Source organism: Rahnella bruchi, from assembly GCF_003614975.1.
In the GTDB taxonomy this organism is placed as follows: Bacteria; Pseudomonadota; Gammaproteobacteria; order Enterobacterales; family Enterobacteriaceae; genus Rahnella; species Rahnella bruchi.
In genome coordinates, this window is record NZ_QZWI01000025.1 from 1 (window position 1) to 22,110 (window position 22,110).

Below are 22,110 nucleotides of genomic sequence, written 5' to 3' on the forward strand. Positions count from 1 at the left end.
TAGGAACCTGCCCACTTGCTGGTCGGGCGGAGAGGTTTATCTTTTCGTTTGGGGGAATACCATTTCCCCTGACGTTTTAGTGTTCGTTCATGTTTAGCGGTGGTTTTATTTAGGTCAATTTCGTCAACAACTTTCCAATCCATCACCCTGAATATATCTTCGGCTAATTTGCAAGTGGTCGATGCATAGGCTTTATAGGCGAAAACTGCGATAGCGATAGAGGCTAGTGCATTGACTGTCCCGAAGATTAGCCAAAGCTTTCCATAAACCTTCATTTCCAATAGTTTATTCATAGCAGTAATGTAATCACCATCGAGGGCGCATGGAGTTACAAAAAAGAAAATCATCATCAGGAGAGTGAAGGTAATAAGCATGTATTTCATTCGTAGCCAACAATATGCTGTGCTGCCCATATTACACCGGGGGCATACGGAAATAATTCTTTCCTGTGGCAACGCAATAGCGTAGACCTCGTAATGATCCACCTGCCATTCCGCTACGAGTTCGACGTCATCACCGACTTTCAGGTCGGTCATACCGACCCAGCCCCGGAAAGGCATCCCTTTTATCTGCCCCTGAATATAGTCAGCCGTGCTGACCAGTGGTTTATCTTCAGAAGCCGCAAGGGCACCCAGAGCCGGGCTACCGGCGGCAATGGCGGTGAGACCTCCGGCCAGTCGCTGGTTATCTGAGGCACTGGGCAGGGTATTAGTCCGGTAAAAGTCCACATCAAAATCGGCCTGACAGCGCAGGCGGCTAAAGGCTTCGAGTTTGCCGGTGACTTTATAAAGGCCGTGGACAGGCGGGAGCACGGGAGGGGGCGGGAGCGTCATTAAGCGGTTGGCTGCTTCCTGATATGCAGCCTCTCTCATTGCAATTCTCTCTAATGTTGCATCAGGGGCATTATCACGGTATCTGTTTTTAGACCCTTCCCACATATCTTTTTTATTTTGTACTTCTTCTTGTAATTCACGCAATTTGACCGGTTTTTCCCCTCTCATAATACCTCCTTAATTGCTGCACTGAGCCTTTCTGACTGTTCGCTGTAGCTGATATTTAGAGGGGCTTCGCCAAAGTAACATTGGCGGCACCAAATCTGCAGTTCATCATCTGCAATCCAGGTAATAATAATCTGTAAGAAAATCAAGGCCACAGAAAATTCCCATGTCATGAGAATAGCCAGCATGCGGATTCCGAATCTACGTGCAGCCAGCAATGCGATGATCCTTGTTTCAGCAGTCGTTAAGCCAACTGCACCCAAAAACATCCCGAAATATTTAACTGCTCCTAATAAATCTGCGATGGTTTTTAAAGCATAAAAACAAACCAATTCAAAGCGGCCTTTTTGAAACTCGTCGGCGCCCTTTATGTAATCTAAAAAAGAACTGATTGCTGAAGCTGCCGCCCCCATTAAAGCACCAAAACCTTTTACTAAACCGACCGTCAGTGCACTGGCTTTTTCGCCTTTCTCAATTGCTGGTAACACAATATCACTGACCTGGTAAATCATGGTCAGGCCGCTGGCCGCCAGCGTTGCCAGACTTTTGAGATCGCCCTTAGACTGTGTATACAAATAGCTAAAATCGAGGGCATTAAAGAACAGCATTACCAAACCGATACGGGAGTTTTTAATGGCATTACCTTCATCTTTGCTGGCAAAGTCATCCCAGGCGCTGTTCAATTGCTGATATTTCGCCATTTTGGCCTGATTAACTTCCATAAACCCTTTGCTGGCTTTTAACTCCTGCAACAGGGAGGCGCGGTAGGCAGGCCCTTCCGTTAATTGGGCGCCCATCAGATTCATAACGTGTTCGGGCGGGACACCGGCACGCAATGAGAAAATACTTTTGAATACCATTTCAGTAAAGCTGTCGAGTTTGTCACCGAATTTTTTCAGATTAAAAATCCGGTCTCCCACCGAAGACATAAAACCGTCCATTTTGTAGAGTTGTTTGTCTGTCCAGTGGGCCTCAGCAGGAAGTGGTTTTGACCACTCTTTACTCGCCTTCTGATAAAAATTGGTGTACTTCTTCAGGTTTCCCGCCTGGGAAATCGCCAGCGTTAAGGTGGCCGAGGAGATAGGAGAATGATCGTCCTTTTTGCTTTTTGCTTGCTGAAGAAGCTGATCGAGTTCGCTGATGATCCCGGGATCGTTCGCGGCAACCGAGCGCCATAACAGATTGGAGCAATCACTGGCACTGAGTCCGTCCCGCCACTTGTCAATTAAGGCTTTTCCGCGCGGGGTATTGCCAACGCCACAAATTGCTGCCGTGACGATCGACTGGTAGTAAATACCATCACTGAATTCTTCTGAATGGAAATCTTCAAGTGTGGCAATAAATAAAGGTGCGACCAGCCAGTTAAGTATACTGCCAGAGCGTTTTTCATACAGTGTTGTGATGTCTTCGCAAAGTTGCTGATAGCAGCGAACAAAGTCTTCTCGTTTTGCTGTATTAAGTCTGGCAGCGTAAGGTTCCCAGCTCTGTGCTCTTTTCTGCCCAACGGCTTTTTGATAACCGCTTTCCCTTGCGGCCAGATCCTGCTGAACCTGTTGTTTTAATCGGGCAACTTCCTGCTGATGTTTTGCAAGAGGTTGCATAGGGTAACGCATCAGCTCATTGGCAAAACTCTCATTCACGTTGGCGGCGCCCCACTGATCTAACAGGTCACAATCGCTCATGGCTTGATTCAATAGTTCAGCGTCGTTGTGATATTTTTTAGCCCAGGCAGCCCGACGTAACGCGCTGAGTTCCGGAGAGGCATAAAACGCGCCTTCTCCCATCCGGGCACGAATCCGCTCAATGTTGTTCTGTGAGGCATTACTCAGGAGCGCCTGCAAACCTTCCAGATCCCGGTGAGTTTTTAAATCCAGATCGCGTTCAAAGGCAAACTGGGCCTGTCGTCCGAGGACATCCATTCCCCAGCCATTCAGCTCATGGGTGATCCCTACTGCATCCCAGAGAGGAATAATCATCGGCTTGGCATTGTCTTCACAGCGAGTGGCCATCTTTTCCGCAGCCAGCGTGTGTTTACCTGCGCGGGTCACGGCCCAAGGGTAAAGTGTTGACCATGAATTAAGCAGAGCCTGATTGACAGAGTATTTTACCGGTCCTGTAGGTTGGATCACCTCTGCTTTAGCAGCAGGGTAAGATGACTCTTTGTTTTCGCTGTAGATGATTCGTGCCACTGGTGGGGCAGAACTCAGATTTTTTCTGGAACCAGAGTTTTGGTCCGGCATTAATCCAGAAACGGCGACATCCTGATAATCCAGCACGGTTTGCAATGATTCTGCAGTGGCCTGTGTTACCCCTTTAGCGGCAGGATTTTTTATCCAGGCTGCGGGTTGAATTTTTTGCATGCGCTCAACGCGCAGGGCAGGGTCGTTTTTATAGCGTTCAAGCGTGGTCTCACTCCATCTGAACTGACTATAGGCCAGCCAGACATCTCCGCATTTTTGAGGGGCTGCGATACAAAAAAATTCGACCATGCTGGCGTCATGCGAGTCCGAATGACAGTCGGGTGAAGTGATTTCCTGAGGCAGAGAAGCAGAGTGTTGGAGCCAAAGCGAACCGTCGCTGGCAATACTGAAGCATTGCCAATAATGGTTGCCCAGAGCGCCTTTCTCATAAAACAAATAGAGATACCCCTGACGCAGGGTCCGCAGAGCATAATGATCACCGTTTTCCAAATTGATATCATTTACTTGGGGATCTTGTGCCCAGCCTGGTAAAGAGGACTTGATGGTTTTTGGGACGACGGCATAGCGGACAGGTAAGATTGCTAATCCGGTAGATTTACATTCATTATTACAAGCCATGAGTTATTCCTTACGCATTGCTTTAAATCACTAATTCACCCATTTAGGAGAACAGATTGAGCAAAGACTTTATGATCATTGCAGCCACACAAGACCTGATCCTGATCCTGTACTTGTTTTGTCCCATCATTTATCCATCCCGATGCTGTGCCATTGATGGGGAAGACATTTTTACATTTACTGCATGAAGCTAAATCGCCGCTCTGTACTATTTTTTTACCTTCATCAATAAACGAAGATGTCGCAGAAACAATGCTGCCAAAAGTTGTTTTGTCACCGAGAAGAGCCAGTTTTTTAATAGACATAGTGTTTAACCAGTGATGATTATGATTTGAGATTGACTGAAGGATTTTGTGCCTGGCTGGCTTTAACAACACCAGGACGACAACCTGAAGGAATTTGTATCGTACTTTCTAACGTTGCTGCGGACATACGCTGTACCACAATGCATTTCATCAGGACATTTTTTGCTGTGCCCATCTCAATTCCTGCTTCGCTGAGCCTGATATAAGAACCACCACAATTGAGAAGAAGTTCTTTTTTTGCGGTTATCAACACTTTATCTTCCTGGCTGGCGATCGTGAGTTGCTTTTGTGCCAGCAGATCTAATGCATCGTTTTGTGCCTGAATCTCTACTTTTCCCGCGGTCGCGAACATCTTTATGCCCATTCGGTGGGCAAAAAGACTTAGAGCATCTCCGACTGCAAGCCTGAATTTCTTCGCTATGCTGAAGTCAGCGTTCTCGCCTGTGGTAGCGATTAAGTTTTCACGTGCAGATAACTGCACACTGGCTGGGGTCACCATGGCAATGCCAGAAGGTGCAGACATTAACAAAACTTGCTGTTTTAGCTGCGTTAAGCTGGCGTTCATAAGATCAGTTTGTTTCGCTAAATCAGCGAGCTCAGCCTGTGCTGCTTCTGCGGCATTCCTCAAACCTGCAGTGATCTGGCGTGCAGCATCAAGCTCTGCTAGCGCAGCATCCATCTCCAGCACTTTCCCTTGCGCCTTTAACTGGCCGTCGGCACTGATGAAGATCCCTTTCTGAGCACGGATGGCCCCGAAGCTGTCGGTGCGCAATTCAAACCCTTCGCCGCGCTGCTGTTTCCCGCTGTCCACTAAATGGCCGAGGTTCAGCTGGCTTTTGCCTCCGTATTCGGTGCTGAGCTTGATGTGCTCTTTGCCGCGTTCGTCGTCAAGGCGCAGTTTGTTGTTCGATGGCGTGCGCAGGACGTTGCGTTTGTAGTTCTGGATGGTGACGTGATCGCCGTGCGCAGAATCGTGCAGCACGTGGGCGATATACGGACGGTCGGGATTACCGTCCTCAAAGGCAATCGCCACTTCAGTCCCCGCCAGCAACGGCAGATGCATGCCGTAGGTATCACCGGCGTAAGGGCGCGCCTGACGCACCCACAGACTTTCGTACCCCTGTTCCCAGGCGTCGCGGTCGAACAGCATATTGACGCGATAGCGCCCGTCTTTATCAATATGCCCGTAAGAGTCATTGGCGGTGGTACTGGTGACGCGGGCAGGTAGGGTGCCGGCCATCACCGGTTTGCTGGTCGGGACAGGCCGGAAGCAATAATCCTCGGAATACGGAATAGCCTCAAATTCAACTTCAAAGCTTTTGTCACGACGTGCCGAACTACGGGTGTGAACGATAATCACACCCTGAGTAAACGCCTGCGGAGCATCTCTGCCGGTCACCTTCAGTTCCATGCCCGGCATCAAGGTGGCGGCATTAGCCACACCTGCAAAGCGCGTCTGATTATTCAGATACTGTTCATGTCGAAGGCGGGCGTAGAATGCGCCGCTCTCGATTTCAGAATCGCGGCCTTCGGCGCCGGCGGTAAGGTAGTTATCAGCGTAATGATAGGCTTCGCCGTAGGTGCGGGGATCACCCCGGGTAATATCCGCACTGCCTGACAGGTCAGACGTTGCGGTGCGGTAGTTATAATCACCGGTGCTGACGGATTTTTGCACGACCTGATGGATGCTCGATAACGCCCACGCGGACTCGACGCCGCTGTCGTGCATGCCGGACGGTGGTACCGCACTGAGGGTCAGTCCCTGCTGGTAGAACTGCTGGTCATCGTAAAACTCGACGACGTCGATATTTAGCTTCGGATCAGCAGTGAAGCGGAACCAGATACCGACTTCCGCCAGCAGGCGTGAGATAAACCTCAGGTCATCTTCCCCGTACTGCACTACCTGCTCGCGACGCGGGTACTCTTTAGCGAGCGTGAAGACAAAATCCTGTCCACGCATGCAGTGGCGATCGCGCAGGATTTTATCCACGATATCCGGCACGGACATGTCCTGATAAATACGGTTCTGATGGCTGCGGGAAAGCAGCGCGAGGCGCGGTTGCAGACACAGTTCGTAGCGGCTCTCATCTTTTGAGGTGGAGAGATGTTTGAACCCGGTGATGACGCCCTGGACGACGCGCAGCGGTTGCTGAGCGGACACGCCGAATGCTTCGGCAACCGGAGCTTGTAGCGTTAGCGAGGCATCCTGCATCAGCATGGTTTTCGCATCGATATTTTTGTCAGCGCTGGTGAACTGAATGTCATATTTAAACGGCGAGCTCAGCCACTCCTGACCTTCAAAGCTCAGGATATCCAGCGGTGCGCTGCTGCCATGCACGGCGAGTTTGTGGTGACTGTGATCGAAAAACGGTGATGTCGGTATGCTCATGCTTCTTCTCCGTCAAATTCCAGCGTGATCCCTTCTTCTTCATCCCAGCCCAGCGCCAGTGCGGTTGTGCGCTGCTGACCGGCCATGCGTTGCAGCAGTTGCTGGCTCAGTAGCGGCAGGATCTGCTGGTTGAGCAGGCTGTCGATGTTGCGCGCGCCTGTGTCCGGCAGCAGGCAGGCGGCGACCAGCGTGTCGTAGAGGCTTTCTTCGATGGTGCAGCGCAGGCCGTAATGTTTGTTCAGACGTTTGGCGACTTGCGCCAGTTTCATCTCAACGATGGTGCGCAGCGCCACGGCGTTCAGGGGTTTATAAATCAGCGTCTGGAAACGGGCGAGCAGCGCGGGCTGGAAGTGATCACGCAGGATAGGGCGCAGCATTTCCTGTAACTCGCCGTCGGTGGCTTCCGGTTGCTCATCCAGCAACTGCATGATGTGGTCGCTGCCGAGATTGGCAGTCATCAGGATCACGGTGTTACGGAGGTCGATTTCGCGGCCTTCGCCGTCGCGCATAAAGCCGCGGTCGAACACCTGATAGAACAGGTTGATGACGTCACGGTGGGCTTTTTCCACTTCATCGAGCAGGATGACGCTGTACGGACGTTTACGCACGGCTTCGGTGAGAATGCCGCCCTGACCGTAACCGACGTAGCCCGGAGGCGAGCCTTTGAGCTGGGAAACGGTATGCGCTTCCTGATATTCACTGAGGTTGATGGTGATCAGCGATTTCTCGCCACCGAACAGGCAGTCAGCGAGGGAAAGTGCGGTTTCGGTTTTACCGACGCCGCTCGGGCCGACCAGCAGGAATACGCCGAGCGGGCCGTTCTCAGAAGTCAGGCCGGTTTTGGCGGCGCGCAGGCGCTGTGCCATATCTGTCAGCGCATGATCCTGCCCGACGACGCGTTTGCCCAGATGGTTCTCAAGCTGCAACAGATCCGTCTGTTCGTCTTTGAGCAGACTGGTCAGCGGCACGCCGGTCCAGTCGGCAATGACGGTCGCAACGGTGCGCACATCTACATCCAGAGACAGCAGCGGAGCGCTGCCCTGCAACTGCGCCAGCTGGTGTTGCAAAGAATGAATATCTTCCTGACGGCTTATGTCCTGACGGATTTCCAGCAACTGATGGGTCAGGGATTGTTCGGCTTCGTACTGAGTTTCGAGCGAAGAAAGCTGTGCATTCAGTTCGCGATCCAATTCGTCGATTTTCTCCAGACGGTCGCCGTGGGACTGGCTGCCGAGTGCGATGTCTTCCAGTAATGCTTGTTCTTCCATCCCCAGCGCGGCGATCTTTGCCTTAAGGCGGGTCAGCGCTTCCGGCAGGGTATCGAGACTCATGCGAACGCGGGCGGATGCGGTGTCGAGCAGATCGACGGCTTTGTCCGGCAGCTGACGACCGGTGATGTAGCGGCGCGAAAGGCTGACGGCGGTTTTGACCGCTTCGTCGGTGATGTGCACGCCGTGGTGTTGCGCGTAACGGGATTTTAGTCCGCGCAGCATCAGGCAGGCCATCTCGTCGTCCGGCTCATCCACTTTGACTATCTGAAAGCGGCGCTCAAGGGCGGCGTCACGTTCAAAATACTGTTTGTACTCAGACCAGGTGGTGGCGGCGATGGTGCGCAGTTCGCCGCGTGCGAGAGCGGGTTTGAGCAGGTTAGCGGCGTCGGCGCCACCGGCCTGATTACCGGCACCGATAATGGTGTGGGCCTCGTCGATAAACAGCAGAACCGGCGTTGGAGACTGCTGAACCGCGTCGATGACGTTTTTCAGGCGTTGTTCGAACTCGCCTTTCACACCGGCACCGGCCTGTAACAGACCGAGATCTAACGTGCGCAGGCTGACCGTCTTCAGGCTGTCCGGCACGTTGCCTTCGATGATGCGCAGTGCCAGACCTTCCACCAGCGCGGTTTTCCCGACGCCCGGTTCGCCGACCAAAATCGGGTTGTTTTTACGACGTCGGGACAGAATATCCACCATCTGGCGGATCTCATTATCGCGACCAAATACCGGATCAATGTGTCCGGCTTTGGCTTTGGCGGTAACGTCCAGCGTGAATTTATCCAGCGCGGCTTGCAGCGCTTCGCTCAACGACTGGCCGGATACGCTGGCATCGGCATTCTGTTCTGAGGGGGTATCGGAAAGGGATGAAGGCGTGCGGCTCAGGCTTTCCTGCTGTTGCAGCTCCGGGCGCTCTTCTGAAATGGCATCCAGCATCGGTTTCAGGCGACGGATATGTTCTTCGCTCAGGCTGAACAACGGCCACAGACCTTCGCAATGCAGCAACTTAGGTTTGGCGACCAGCGCTTCCAGCAAGTTAACGCTGCGCACCGTCTCATTGTCGTCCTGCAAGGACGCCGCCAGCCAGGCGGATTTCATCAGCGCCTGTAAATCACCGGACAGCTGCGGGCGGGTATGAACCGTGCGCGGCAGGGCATCGAGGTGTGCAAGCAGGCTTTGCCACAAGGCGTCCATATCCCATTCATAGCGACGGGCCAGCACGGTAATGTCGCCTTCGCCCAGCTCCAGCAACTTCAGCAACCAGTGCTCGACGGTGATTTCTGCGTGTGCACGTGTCTGACACAAGGTGGCGGCGGCTTCCAGTGCTTTAGCGCAATACGGGTTGAGACGGCGAAGTAAGACGGCTGATTGTTGTTCCATGCAGAATTCCCTTTTTTAGGTACGCTACCGCCCTTAGCCTTTTCCTTTGCAGGAAACCCAGGCCCATAAGGTCGATGTCCGAAGTGTTTGGTGTTTACGAAACTGTCCGTTGGGTCAGGGCAGTTTTGGAAACAACAAAAACAGCAGACGGCGAACCGTCTGCTGCGAGGTATTACGCGGTGGTACGTTCGTTCCAGGAGTCGGAATGAATGATGTTGCCGTCTTTATAAGTCCAGGTGATTTTTTCGTAACGCAGTTCAATGCGCTCGAGGTGGTTGTGTTTCTCTTTTGCCGGATCTTTGATGTCGTACATTTCTGGCGCGACTTTGACCAGCTTGACGTTTTCCAGTTTGGTGTTGAAATATTCAACTTCCTGGCCAGCGTCATTGATGCGATACCATTTGAATTCAGCGGATTTCAGGGTCTGACCGGTGGTCACCGCTTTGTACAGGTACGGGCTGGAAGAATCGATTTCTTTGGTAAACAGGAACGGGGTGTGAATACGGGTACCCGTCAGTTTGCCAGTGTTGTTATCGGTCGGGATGTACAGGTTGTGTTCCTGTGCAACCACTTCGATGCTGCCTTCGCGATCTTTAACGTCTACAGAACCTTTAATGTCTGCACCGCCGTCGTCTTTCAGCCACAGATAAACAGGAATTGCCATGGGTAGTTCTCCATTTCTAAGATAAACATTCATCAATCATTTGATGAACTTGGGGTTGCTGTTGCTTTGCAGGCGTCGGCCTGCGGCACCAGACTGATTTCGACACGACGGTTAGCCGCACGGCCTTCCGGTGTATCGTTTGTTGCAATAGGGCGGCTCTGACCGTAGCCCTGAACGGCAAAGCAGGTCGGGGAGACATCGCTGGTCGACAGCATCCAGTCGCGCAAAGATTCCGCTCGTTTAAACGACAAGGTCTGGTTGGCTATGGCATCACCTGTGCTGTCGGTATGACCGGCGACCACAATCAGCCAGCCTGGCCTGGCCTTAATATCAACCAGAGCATTGACCAGCATCTTGAGAGAGCCCTGTTTCAGCTCGTACTTACCGGTATCGAACAGGGAGAGGGCGTCAAGACGCACCGTTTTTGGTGGTGACTTTTCGACCGGTTCCGGCGGAGGAGGTGGTGGAACGTAGCTTTTGATGGCAGTCATCAGAGGCAAACGCAGGCGTTCTCCCTGATAAAGACCCAGACCGAGACGTGCAGGCTCACCATTACGGAACCAGTCATCAAGTTGCGCGGCATCGCGGCGCAATATCTCTACCGCTTTCGCCTTTGGAACGTAATCCTGCATCCCGATACTGTTGTAATGGTGGATATCGAAACCCACACGATGCAGAAGCTGGCGGTTATGCCAGGCACTGCTGCACAACGCAGCAATCGCAGCGATGGTCAACAGAGTGACACCATGACGTAAAGCACGACGACGGGATGAAATGCCGCTGCCTGAAGGCAGATCAGTAAAGATAAAGTCCGGGAAGGCCAGCAGACTGTTACCGGCATCTGGCTCGGGATGCCATCCGGCAACCTGTGTCAGAGAAGTATGTGCACTAAGCCATTGCTGCCAGAGGGAGTCGGGTTCAATGCCGTTCAGTCCGCAGACCTGATGTAGGATCACCTGTTGCACAGAGATACTGGCGACATCATCGTTTCGCGCTTGCAGTTCAGACAGCACGTGCGCATTCAGCCAGTCATTTTGATGGTTGAAAATGACGGTCTGTTTCATACGTCGGGCGTGCAGGATGTCACCGGCTTCACGTTGCCAGTTTGTCAGCGTTTCCGGCATCGTGGCCGTGGGCCATAGCGTTACCGGACGTACGTGCTGTTGAGATAAACAGACCGGTGCGTCGGCGGCACTGGTGGCAATCGTGCAGTTCAGAAGCAGAGGAAGGGGACGACGGATGTCACGACGTAATTGCATGAGCTGCCAGCGCAGCTCATACAGACTTGTAGTGAGTATGCGTTCGTCGCTGTGTTGCTGAGGATTGACCGTCAGCATGACCGCCAGCTGTTTCGCCCACTCGGGGCGCTGCCACAGTAACTGTCGGGCAACCTGCCGCAAAGAATTGCTTTCATCAACCCGTAACCAGCAACCCTGCGCTGTCACATGTACAGTATCAGTACCAAACAGAGACGCGAGATCGTCACCGCAGACCAAAACGACAGGCAGCCGGTATTTCTCCGGCGGAAGCCCGTCGAAATGACTTTCTTCAAACTCTGATACCTGCTTTTGACCCGCACGCCACATCCACATAAGGCAGATGATCAACGCGAATCCAAAGGCCAGCCAGCGCATCAGGGATGAAAATGGCAGGAAGACCAGACACAGAGTGCCGGCCAGAATACCCGCCCACAGCCATAAACCACGTCGCCACATCGGACTCATTACACTGACCCCGGCAACAACGTCGTCAATAAACCGGACAGCCAGTGATCCAGTCCGCACCACAGCAAGGCGATGATAAGCACGGCGAGGCCAAGCCGTACCGGCCAGTAGCGTAGCCATATTGCGAGGCGATTACTCGAAGACGCCATTGCCAGAACAGGACGTGATGACGCAAAGCTGAATGCAGGGACCCGTGCGGAAAGCTGTTCGACCAACTGCTCCCGCTCAGTCACTGCCTGCGAAGCATAACCGCCGAGAAAGCCCAGCATCAGGACCCGATGAAAACAGGTGAGCACGGCGATATCCGGCGCAGGTTCCCGAAGCACTGTACGCATCCTTTCATACAACTGATTACCCGCATCCAGTGTTTTGAAAAAGTACGCCTGCAGCGGGGAATTACACCAGACAAAGTAGGCGTCATCCCGAACACTGCGCCCTTTGACGGTTTCATCCAGAATAGCGCACTGGGCATACATGATGTGCTGACAGTTTTGTTCACTGATGTCTGCTTCTTTCAGTTTCTGTTGTACGTGTTCGATATCAGCGACGCAGCGTTTCCAGAAGATTTGTCCTTCCCCTTCCGGGCAGGTCATTCCCTGACGCAGGCTGATCACCTGCAACCAGGTATCTGCCAGCACGGCATCAATATCAACAGACTGTGTTGTCGTTATCATGGTTTGGCTCATGCGCGTAACACCGCAAAGAGTTCAAGCTGAATGTCACCCAGCGTGCCCGGCACGTAGAAGACGCAGGTGCCTGCTTCCATCATTTGATGCGCTGCAGGATGGGTAAGATCCAGAGAGAAATACTGATTTTCCAGACGCAGTGGGATCGCTGCAGGCACATGGCTCAACGGACGCAAAGGAATACCACTTAAGGCCACATTGACGACATTACCCACATCATCGGGTGCGCCAACTTTACACAGCTGCGGGAACTGAGTCTGGATCTGGGCTGAAGACAGCGTGGAACGAACCGACAAGTAAAAATCCACCTCTTCGCGTTCACGCAGACGCGGATCGTGCAGGGCTGCACGCCACTGATTGATGCGGGGTTCATGAACCAGTTCTATCGCGATAACGCGGGATGGAAGACTGGCTTCCAGCAAAATATTTAGCAAGGAAAACAGCGGCGGGAAGACCTCTGTCAGGCGGTCATGCTGATACGTAGGAATAGCAGTAACGTCATGTTCCAGGGAGAAAGTCAGCAGATTGCCCGCAAGTCGCGCAAGTTCCTGATATAAGCGCTCCGGATGAACTTGCGGGTGGCGCTGGAAATTACCCAACACCGGCTCAGCACCGTTGAGTGCGTTGAGCAGCCAGAATAATGAGACGTCGGCGACGGCGAAGTCGGCCATACGCGCATTACTCTCACGGCGCATCCCCATTAGACGCTGTAAGCGTGCCCGTAACTGAACCATCAATAGTTCAAGTTGTTCGTTACACCAGTGACTGGCATGCAGACTCAAAAGAGGCGGGATAAAGTTCATATCCTGTACCCAGCGGCCCTGCGCATCACGTAATAACCGCGCAACCGGACATGTCTGGTAATCGCTGTTTTCCTGTGAGTCCAGGCGCAGGGTAAGTTCATGGTGCATCACCGCGACCTGTTTTTTATCATCCCCGTACTGGTTTTGCACATCGCGCCAGCCCTGACGATAACGCACCGGACGTTCAGCCCTTTCATCGGGTAGAAGACAGTTGCCTCCGTTGGCATAGAGTTGCGGTATCGCCAGCATGACGATCGCTCCGGTAGCATCCGCCGGCAGGGTCGCTGCCAGCGTTAGCGTAGGAGGCAACAAATCAGCGCAATCAGTATCAATCAAAGACCCGTCCTGAAAGCGAACCTGCAATCGTTCCGCCTTCAGACGTCCCTGCGCCAGTGCATCCTGCTCAAATATTGCATGAAGCACGCCCCAGGGATGCATAACGCCCATTTGCGCGATGCATTCGTTAGTCCAGGCCTCCAGAGAGGCCTGTTGCTGAAACTGTTGCGGTGAAACCAGAACACCGCGTGTCCATAAAGGACGTTCAATCTTCATGGTGCCTCCGGAGCTCAAGCTTTCGCTTTAGGCATCTGAGAAACCAGTGACAGATTCACGTCCATACCTTCGACCTGGAAGTGCGGTACGGCGTACAGTTTCACGCGGAAGAAGCCCGGGTTGTCTTCGATATCTTCAACGGTCACTTTGGCGTCACGCAGCGGGTGAGAAGCTTGCAGGTCATCGCCCGGATCGGTCATTTCTGTGACCAGCGTGCGGATCCAGGTGTTGAGTTCCAGCTCCAGCAAACGGCGGTCTTTGGTGGTGCCGATGTTTTCACGCTGAATCAGCTTCAGGTAATGCGCGATACGTGACAGCAGGAAGATGTAAGGCAGACGCGCATTGATGCGGCTGTTTGCGGTGGCATCCGCGGTGTCATACAACGCTGGTTTCTGCGCGGAGTTCGCGGAGAAGAAGCAGGAGTAATCGCGATTTTTGTAGTAAGACAGCGGGATAAAGCCCAGGTTGGCGAATTCAAACTCACGTGTTTCCGGGATCATCACTTCTGACGGGATTTTCACCTGATTGCCGGTACCCAGGTCATACAGGTGGATTGGCAGATCAGTCACTGCGCCGCCAGCCTGCGGGCCACGAATTTGTACGCACCAGCCGTTTTTGATGAAGCTTTTCACCATGTTTGCCGCAAAGGCGAACGCCGCATTGGTCCAAAGATATTTCTCGTGATCCGGGCCTTTCACTTCTTCGACATAGTTGAAGCTGCGAACCGGCACGGTATCCGGGCCATATGGCAGACGACCCAGCACGCGCGGCATGGTCAGACCGATATAACGGGAATCGTCGGAATCGCGGAAGGATTTCCACTTGATGTATTCGGCACGATCAAAGTAGTTGCCGATATCTTTGATGGCAGCCACTTCTTCCATCGAATCTTTCAGGAAGAATTTAGGACCCACAGCGCCAACGAACGGCATATGTGCGGCAGCGGACACTTTAGAAATGTTACGCAGCAGCGCGACGTCTTGTGCAGACGCGTCAAACTCGTAGTTGGAAATCACAGAACCGATTGGCTCGCCGCCCGGTGTGTCATATTCCTGAATGTAGGTGTGGCGATACAGGCCGCTCTGGATGATTTCAGGGCAATCTTCGAAGTCCTGACGCAGGTCGTCTTTAGAGACGTCCAGTACTTCAATTTTGACGTTCTGACGAAAATCGGTGCGATCAACCAGGAACTTCAGGCCACGCCAGCCGGATTCCACACGCTGGAATTCAGGGTGATGCATCACCGCGTCAAGCTGACGGCTGATCTGATTGTCCAGTTCAGCGATGTGGTGATCGAGCAGGGTTTTATCCAGACGCTCAACGGTCTGGCCAGATTGTTTAAGACGCTCAAGAAACACCTGCACGGCAGCGGTCACACGCTGGTCGGCGGTCACGTCGGCCAGGGCCGCGGTGTCCTGGAAATCATTCAGGTCACCCAGTGAAGTCACCGGTGTCAGGTTAATTTTATCAAACAGGGAAGCGTACACGGTGCCCGATTCAGGGCGTTCAAGGACAGTGGTCTGGCTTGAAGAAGCGTTTTCAGTATTGACTGACATAAGCATTATCTCGCATTAATCCGTTAAGTGGAGGCCGTTATGCCTTGGGTGCCAGAGCGTTCAGTTCACTGCGAAGCTCATTGCTCAGGGACGGATCTTTAAGAATGGTTTCGAGTTCTTTGCGGAAGGTCGCGTTATCCAGCAGGTTCGATTTGAGATCACGCAGCAGATTGCGCATGGCCAGCATGGCGCGCAGTTGTGGGATCTGACGGGCAACCTGTTCTGGCTCGAAATCTTTCATTTCGTTGAAGTTCAGAGAAATGTTTTCTTCGCTGCGATCGCCTGCCAGTGTGTTTTCAACCGTCAGATTCAGGGAAGGGCTGAAGTCAGCCAGAACGCTGTTAAAGTTATTTTTATTGATGTTAACTTTTTCACGCTCTGACAACGGGCGATCTTCTTTACCGTTGCTGTAGTCACCCATTACCATTAATTTTAAAGGTAACTCGACTTTCTTCTGGGCGCCGCCGGTGTGCAGATCCAATTTAATATTAACGCGGGCTTTGGGGATTTCTTCCTGAAAACTATTAGACATGCCTATCCCTTACTGTGGAGTGATAAACGCTGCCAATGAGTCTGAAAATAAATTGAGGCTGGCAACCCTGCCATAAAACTGCATCCATACCGCATCAAGTGTGCGAATAACTTCAGGGGTCACAAGCGAGCCAAAATATTTCATCGAAACATTTCGCAGTGTGTTTTGAATTATCTGGAAAAGAAAATTTCAGATAAGTACCTGTCGGATGCATTTTAGAAACATTACTGATCCTATTGAAAATCCTAATTTGTAACCAAATGTTACTTGCTGGGAGGAAAAATCCTACAGATCATCATATTGATATATAGGAATTTTCTCTTGTTAACCTTGCAAGGCGCATGGGGTAAGGCATTCGGCCTCATCATTGGCGAGAAGCTAAATTAAAATTAGGACATCATTTAGGAATAATAGACTAAAAAGTGCAGGAAATATCTGACATGATTTTTTCACATGAAAGTTTTTGCATTTTATGGCGGGGTTTAATTCATAGGAATATTCGCGTTTATTTGCAGGGGTATTCATAATGAGAATGGGTGTTTGACAGGTGAAACGAAAGAGGTATGACTCTGGCTAGGCCTGTTCTGATATTTTGCTCGGATTTTTCCTACAAGAATAAATGCCTTTACCGTTTCAGTATAAGAGGTTTCGTAGCTGATTTTATTAACCTATAGATTAAAAAACAATTTTGGTTTTTCAAAAGTGTCCGTGGATGAGTCCAGTCCCTGAAGAGGAAAACGGATCCGATAAGACTGAAAATTTCACGTCGGGTCGATCTTTGTCTGCAAAATTTCCGATAGGGCAACGCACAGATTAAACCTTTTAACTAAAATGCCGATAGATAGATCCTTGCTTCGTTTTGAGAATCTATCGATGTCGCTTAAAAAGTCCTCTTTACTTGTTCTTGTGATGCTTTTCGCTCTTTTTTTCACCAGTATGCTGTCAAACATCTGGTTGCTGACCCAGAGCAATCATTCCCTGGATGACGTCAACAAAGAAATCCGGGTGGTTCTGTCCGTGATTGATCCCATCAATCACAGCCGCACCTCGCGCGTTCGCGTCATGGAATATATGAAGGAAATCGAAAACAGCAATGGTCAACAAACCGGCGCTGCGCTCGACGGCGTGAACGAGGTTATCGCGAAAGCCGATGCGGCATTCCAGGCTTATATGGATGCCCCGAAGTTGCCGGGTGAGGATGAGCTGGCGCAGGCGTATCGCACCACGTATCTGGAATATCGTCAGAACGGAATACAGCCGCTGATTGATGCTGCCAAAGCTGGCGACCAGGCGCAGTTTAAAGCGCAGATACCGACCGTGATAAAGCTCGATCGCCAGTATGAAATCGTACTGGATAAAGTGCTGGCGCTGCACGAACAGTACGCCAGAAACCTCAACAATGATGCGCAGGACAATTTCAAATTCGGTATCGGGCTGACCATCGGTTTTGGTCTGCTGTTCCTGATCATCATTATTGGCGTGGTGATATTGCTCAAGCGTTTCGTTCTAACGCCGCTGCTGAATTCCCGTGATCATTGCCGCCAGATTGCCGAGGGTTATCTCGATACCCCTGTGCCGGTCAATGCCCGTTCACGCAGTGAAATTGAAGAACTGATGCAGTCCATCGAGCATATGCGACAGTCGCTGACCCGCATTATCGGTCAGGTGCGCGATACCAGTCATACCGTTGCCCATGCGTCGCAGGAAATTTCTGCCGGCAACATTGATCTGGCTTCCCGCACAGAACAGCAGGCAGCAGCACTGACACAAACCGCGGCCAGCATGGAAGAACTGGGCGCAACAGTGAAACAGAATACCGAGAACGTCACCCGGGCCAGTGGCCTGACACGTGAAGCGGTTAAGAATGCGCGTGCGGGTGAAAAGGTGGCGCAGGATGTGATCGGTACGATGGGGCGCATAAACAGCAGCTCGAAGAAAATTGAAGATATCACCGGCGTCATTAACAGCATTGCCTTCCAGACTAACATTCTGGCGCTCAATGCCGCCGTTGAAGCCGCACGTGCCGGCGAACAAGGGCGTGGATTTGCGGTGGTCGCCAGCGAAGTGCGCAGCCTTGCGCAGCGCAGTGCTGTCGCCGCGAAGGAAATTGAAAACCTGATTTCAGAATCTGTTGCCAATATAAAGGAAGGTTCGGAGCAGGTATCGCGCACCGGTGATTCTATCTCGGCCATCATTTCTTCCGTGACGCAGGTTGATGTCCTGATGGAACATATCTCTACCGCGTCCGACGAGCAGAGCCGCGGGATAAGCCAGATTGAGCAGGCCGTGACCGAAATCGACGGCGTCACTCAGCAGAATGCGGCGCTGGTGCAGGAGTCCGCAGCAGCAGCGGCCTCGCTTGAAGAGCAGGTTCTCTATCTGACGCAGTCTGTTTCGGCATTCAGGCTGGCGGGCGCGTAAGCGTATAACAGACATCATCAGTCGCTGAGCAGGCCGGATACTGTTAAACAGTAACCGGCCTTTTTATTTACCTTCGCCGGATAATTTTCACTTAATTAACTGAAAAGGCAAAAATTGTCAGGTAGTATCGGTTATTCACCTGTAAAGGCGTGGAGTCATTACTTCCCGCCAGCTGCTTATTAAGAGAACTTATCAAGAGCCCGGCCATGACATTAATTTCATCCTCAACAATAACCCTGCGTCACTTAAATATTGCTGACCTGCCGATATTAACCCGCTACCGGCAAAATCCCGACGTTGCCCGATATCAGAGCTGGGATGCCTTTACGCAAGATCAGGCGAAAGCAATGTTTGAGGAAATGCAGACTCTTACTTTTGGTACCCCGGATAACTGGTTTCAGGTCGCTATCGAACACTGTGAATTCGGTATGGTGGGTGACTTAGGGTTGCACTTTGTTGATGATTTTCAAGTAGAAATTGGCGTAACGATAGACCCGAATTGGCAGGGGAAAGGGATTGGGAAAATGGCCCTGAAGCTGCTGCTGGAATATTTATTTGATACCCTCGGAAAGCATCGGGTATATGCCATCGCTGATGTAAGAAATGAAGCCAGCAGTCATTTGTTCTTAGCGGCTAATTTCAGACGAGAAGGAAGTTTTATCGAAAACTGTTTTCTAAAAGGCGAATGGTGTAGTGAATATCTGTATGCCATGCTGAATAAAGAATGGAAGAGCCAGTGATTCTTTCATTCAGTCTGTGCCATAAATAAAGGCGGTAGATGTCCGCCTTTATTTTTCGATATTAGCGGAATACCCCAACAGCTTCGACCAGCCGGTCGGTTTGTCTTTTCAGCCCAGAAGAAGCACTGGCGCCTTCCTGAACCTGAACTGAATTTTGATGCGTGATACGATCCAGTTCTTCAATCGCTTTGGCGATATCGAGCAGTCCGAGATTTTGTTCGCTGGTGGCACTGCGGATCTGGCCAATCAGGGTAGAAACATTTCGTACCTGAGACACGATGTCAGCCATCGTTTTACCTGCCTGGTCAACCTGGCGGGATCCCGATACCACTGTTTCCACACTGGTGTCGATCAGCCGTTTTATTTCACTGGCCGCACTGGCACTCCGTTGTGCCAGACTGCGCACTTCACCGGCAACCACTGCAAATCCTTTGCCTTGTTCTCCGGCGCGGGCGGCTTCGACGGCGGCATTGAGCGCCAGAATATTGGTCTGAAAAGCAATGCCATCAATGACATTGGTGATGGTTGCGATCTTGCGAGAACTGTCGGTGATTTCCTGCATGGTACCGACCACACCCTGCATCGCATTACTGCCTTTTTCCGCTGCCTCACTGGCGGTCAGTGATAACTTGTCCGCTTCGGCGGCAGTTTGCGTATTGCTCTCAACGGTCGCACTCATCTCATTCATTGCCGCCGCCGTTTCACCGACGTTCGCCGCGGTCTGTTCGGTACGCTGACTCAATGCTTCATTGCCGTTTGCCAGTGACTCACTGGCGGTGCGAACTTTATGTGCCTGGTCATTAACATCATCCACCATCCACCGGCAGATCAGTCCGAGTTGTCCAACAGATCGCAGCGTCATTCCGATTTCATCAACGCGTTCCATCGGCGTGACCGTATGACTCGCTCCGCTGGCGACCCGCAAGGTCTGACGGCAAAGTTGTTCGACCGGGCGTGTGATCTGCCATTCCAGCCAGAAACCCAAAAGCAAAATGAAAAATGCATTGAGTGCAAACGCGATATTCATTTGCATGGCGGGTAACACAGTCAGAGCAGAAATGGCCAGTGAGTTGAGGATGAGTAACGCGATCAGTCCGCAGCGGATCCGCCAGCGAACTGAAAGTGTTTTCAAAACGGAAAGACCACTGGCAAGGCCGGTGCGGATCAGTAAACCGTGATGCAACCGGCGGTTGTTCAGTTCGCCGCGATTCATTTTGTCATACAGCGATTGTGCGTCGTTGATTTCGGTTGCTGTGGGTTTGGTACGGACCGAGAGATAACCTTTGGCTTTCCCTGCGCGGATAATAGGAACGACATTGGCGCGCACCCAGTAATGATCGCCGTTTCGGCGGCGGTTTTTCACCAGCGCAGTCCACGGAAAACCTTGCTGTAATGTCTCCCACATATCCTTAAAAGCGGAAGGAGGCATATCGGGATGGCGAACAATATTGTGCGGCTGTCCGATAATGTCGTCACGGTCAAAGCCGCTGACCTCAATAAAAGCATCGTTGGCGTAAGTGATATGACTTTCGGCATCCGTGGTCGACATTAACGTGGCGTCGTCAGGATACTGATATTCCTGTTGAGAAACTGGTTGATTATTGCGCATAGTGACATTTCCGTGGCCAGACTGCGATTTGAATGAGATAAAGGATCCTTAACAATTAACATGTCGGCACCTGCCAAATTTTCTTTAGGGAAACCTGACTTCTCCTTTCCGGTTGTTTGCAGCCAGCAAGCGCAATTGGCCCACATGGGAGTGTGAAACGATTGATTTATCGACAATACATAACGTATGCCGATGCTACGGCCTGAAAATGGGCGCTGCAGCCTTCTAATTGTGGTTTCTATGACCCGAAATCGACACCATAATCCTTCTGCTAAGTCCTTTATTTTTCTTTATAGATTGTCGTTCTGACTCCAGACTTAATAGGTCTGGAGTCACAAACCCTTTGCCTAAGATCCTCTGACTTGTTATAAAACCGGCCTGTGATTTTTCAGGTGAAATTGGGCTGATGAGCAACGCGGTATCCGGAACGACCAGTGAAACAAATTTTGCCGCCGAAAATGTTGGCCGGCATGTGCTCGCTTATCTTCAGAATGTTAAAGCGACGCCGCTGGCACAGCTGGATGATTTTGACGAAGAGGGCAATGCGACGGTCGGTCAGGTAATTAATGTCTGGATCCGGCTTTCGTTGATCCTGACCCGCCGCCGTCCGGAAATTGCCGTTTCGTCTTTGATGAAACATGTCCTTCCGGTAATTGGCGATGTGCCACTGAACAAAATCACCCGCCTGCGTCTGAACCGTTTATTTAACGTGCTGTTAGCGGACGGAAAAATTTCAGAAGCCAAACGGGTATTTGCCCTGTGTAAGCAGTTTTTCGGTTGGGCGGAAACTCAGGGATATCTCGCTCATTCGCCACTGAGTTCGATGAAACGCCGTGATGTCGGGGGAAGAAATTCGCCGCCGCGCGAGCGGGCGTTAACCGATGCTGAAATCTGGATCTTCTGGCATGGCCTTGATTTATGGGATATTTCAGAACAATGCCGCTGGGCATTACGCCTCTGCTTGCTGACGGCCAGGCGTCCTGATGAAATTGTACGCGCCAGAAAAGAGGAGTTTCATCTGCGGATTGGCGTCTGGAGGCAGGGCACGCGCAATAAATCAGCACGCGACCACAGTCTGCCTTTAACAAATTTAATGTTGATATGCGTAAATGCCCTGATTGCGGCCAGTCCGAAAAATAGTCCGTGGCTGGTTCCGTCTCCGCTGGATGCGCAAAAACCGTTATCGCGTGGCGCGATCACTCAGGTTATCCGGCGTATGCTGCGTGCTGAAAGAGGGCTGGGCATTGAGCCTTTTGCTACCCGCGATTTACGCCGGACGGCGAGATCCAAATTATCATCCCTGAATGTACCCAATGATGTTGCCCGTAAAATCATGAATCATTCTCTCGAAGGCATCGACCGTGTTTACGACACCCACGACTATCTGCCGCAGATGAAACAGGCGCTGGAAGCATTTTCTGACAATATTCAGGGCATCATCAGCGCGCCGGATTACTTCGATTTACGCCATAAATACGAAGGGGAATCGCTGCATGTTCCTGCGATATCGATGCTGTATATGGAAAGATAACGGGTTTTTGCGCTTTTTAAGTATCTTTTATCCCTAACAGTTCCACGACTAACAGACCGGCCAGCACGTGCCGGAAATAAGCCGCTGATGTCAGCTGCTACACTTGAGTATTGATTTGGCGTTGCCAGAA

15 protein-coding genes are annotated in these 22,110 nt (G+C 51.6%); 3 read left to right on the top strand and 12 right to left on the bottom strand.

Annotated features, from left to right (window positions below; genetic code table 11):
• The 11 genes from D5398_RS24060 to tssB form a co-directional block, all read right to left on the bottom strand.
• A partial coding sequence (locus D5398_RS24060; protein WP_162940837.1) for a putative type VI secretion system effector occupies positions 1 to 1,001 on the bottom strand: 1,001 nt, incomplete at its 3' end.
• Positions 998 to 3,817 carry a T6SS effector BTH_I2691 family protein gene (locus tag D5398_RS24065; RefSeq protein ID WP_120509876.1) on the bottom strand — a complete coding sequence of 940 codons (2,820 nt, stop codon included), beginning with the start codon at positions 3,815 to 3,817 and terminating at the stop codon, positions 998 to 1,000. The genes D5398_RS24060 and D5398_RS24065, both read right to left, overlap by 4 nt.
• A 35-nt stretch (positions 3,818 to 3,852) precedes the next feature.
• Complete coding sequence (locus D5398_RS24070; protein WP_113876427.1) at positions 3,853 to 4,122, bottom strand: PAAR domain-containing protein; 270 nt, start codon at positions 4,120 to 4,122, stop codon at positions 3,853 to 3,855.
• A 19-nt stretch (positions 4,123 to 4,141) separates the two neighbouring features.
• Positions 4,142 to 6,511: a type VI secretion system Vgr family protein gene (locus tag D5398_RS24075; RefSeq protein ID WP_120509877.1), complete on the bottom strand. Its 2,370-nt coding sequence runs from the start codon at positions 6,509 to 6,511 to the stop codon at positions 4,142 to 4,144.
• Entirely contained in the window at positions 6,508 to 9,162 is a 2,655-nt protein-coding gene (gene tssH, locus D5398_RS24080; protein ID WP_120509878.1) for a type VI secretion system ATPase TssH, read from the bottom strand. Before tssH ends, D5398_RS24075 begins: the two co-directional genes overlap by 4 nt.
• A 172-nt stretch (positions 9,163 to 9,334) precedes the next feature.
• Positions 9,335 to 9,826 (bottom strand): type VI secretion system effector Hcp, encoded by a 492-nt coding sequence (gene hcp / locus D5398_RS24085; RefSeq protein WP_104924884.1) that lies wholly within the window; start codon positions 9,824 to 9,826, stop codon positions 9,335 to 9,337.
• 32 nt (positions 9,827 to 9,858) lie between these two features.
• Positions 9,859 to 11,550 (bottom strand): OmpA family protein, encoded by a 1,692-nt coding sequence (locus D5398_RS24090; protein ID WP_120509879.1) that lies wholly within the window; start codon positions 11,548 to 11,550, stop codon positions 9,859 to 9,861.
• On the bottom strand, positions 11,550 to 12,236 hold the full coding sequence (tssL, locus tag D5398_RS24095; protein ID WP_120509880.1) for a type VI secretion system protein TssL, short form: 687 nt from the start codon (positions 12,234 to 12,236) through the stop codon (positions 11,550 to 11,552). Before tssL ends, D5398_RS24090 begins: the two co-directional genes overlap by 1 nt.
• Entirely contained in the window at positions 12,233 to 13,591 is a 1,359-nt protein-coding gene (tssK, locus tag D5398_RS24100) for a type VI secretion system baseplate subunit TssK (RefSeq protein ID WP_120509881.1), read from the bottom strand. Before tssK ends, tssL begins: the two co-directional genes overlap by 4 nt.
• A 14-nt stretch (positions 13,592 to 13,605) precedes the next feature.
• On the bottom strand, positions 13,606 to 15,153 hold the full coding sequence (gene tssC / locus D5398_RS24105; protein ID WP_120509882.1) for a type VI secretion system contractile sheath large subunit: 1,548 nt from the start codon (positions 15,151 to 15,153) through the stop codon (positions 13,606 to 13,608).
• Positions 15,154 to 15,184: 31 nt separating this feature from the next.
• Complete coding sequence (gene tssB / locus D5398_RS24110; protein ID WP_120509883.1) at positions 15,185 to 15,679, bottom strand: type VI secretion system contractile sheath small subunit; 495 nt, start codon at positions 15,677 to 15,679, stop codon at positions 15,185 to 15,187.
• Between the two features lie 873 nt (positions 15,680 to 16,552).
• Between tssB and D5398_RS24115 the strand changes: the two genes are divergently transcribed.
• Together D5398_RS24115 and D5398_RS24120 are read left to right on the top strand one after the other, a co-directional pair.
• Complete coding sequence (locus D5398_RS24115; protein ID WP_120509884.1) at positions 16,553 to 18,100, top strand: methyl-accepting chemotaxis protein; 1,548 nt, start codon at positions 16,553 to 16,555, stop codon at positions 18,098 to 18,100.
• A 206-nt stretch (positions 18,101 to 18,306) separates the two neighbouring features.
• The gene (locus D5398_RS24120; RefSeq protein ID WP_120509885.1) at positions 18,307 to 18,840 is read left to right on the top strand and encodes a GNAT family N-acetyltransferase; all 534 of its coding nucleotides are present in this window, start codon (positions 18,307 to 18,309) and stop codon (positions 18,838 to 18,840) included.
• A 61-nt stretch (positions 18,841 to 18,901) separates the two neighbouring features.
• On the opposite strand, the gene D5398_RS24125 is transcribed toward D5398_RS24120, so the two are convergent.
• Positions 18,902 to 20,449, bottom strand: coding sequence for a methyl-accepting chemotaxis protein (locus D5398_RS24125; protein WP_120509886.1), 1,548 nt, complete (start codon positions 20,447 to 20,449; stop codon positions 18,902 to 18,904).
• Between the two features lie 406 nt (positions 20,450 to 20,855).
• Between D5398_RS24125 and D5398_RS24130 the strand changes: the two genes are divergently transcribed.
• Positions 20,856 to 21,980, top strand: coding sequence for a tyrosine-type recombinase/integrase (locus D5398_RS24130; RefSeq protein ID WP_120509887.1), 1,125 nt, complete (start codon positions 20,856 to 20,858; stop codon positions 21,978 to 21,980).
• The last annotated feature ends 130 nt before the right edge of the window (positions 21,981 to 22,110 follow it).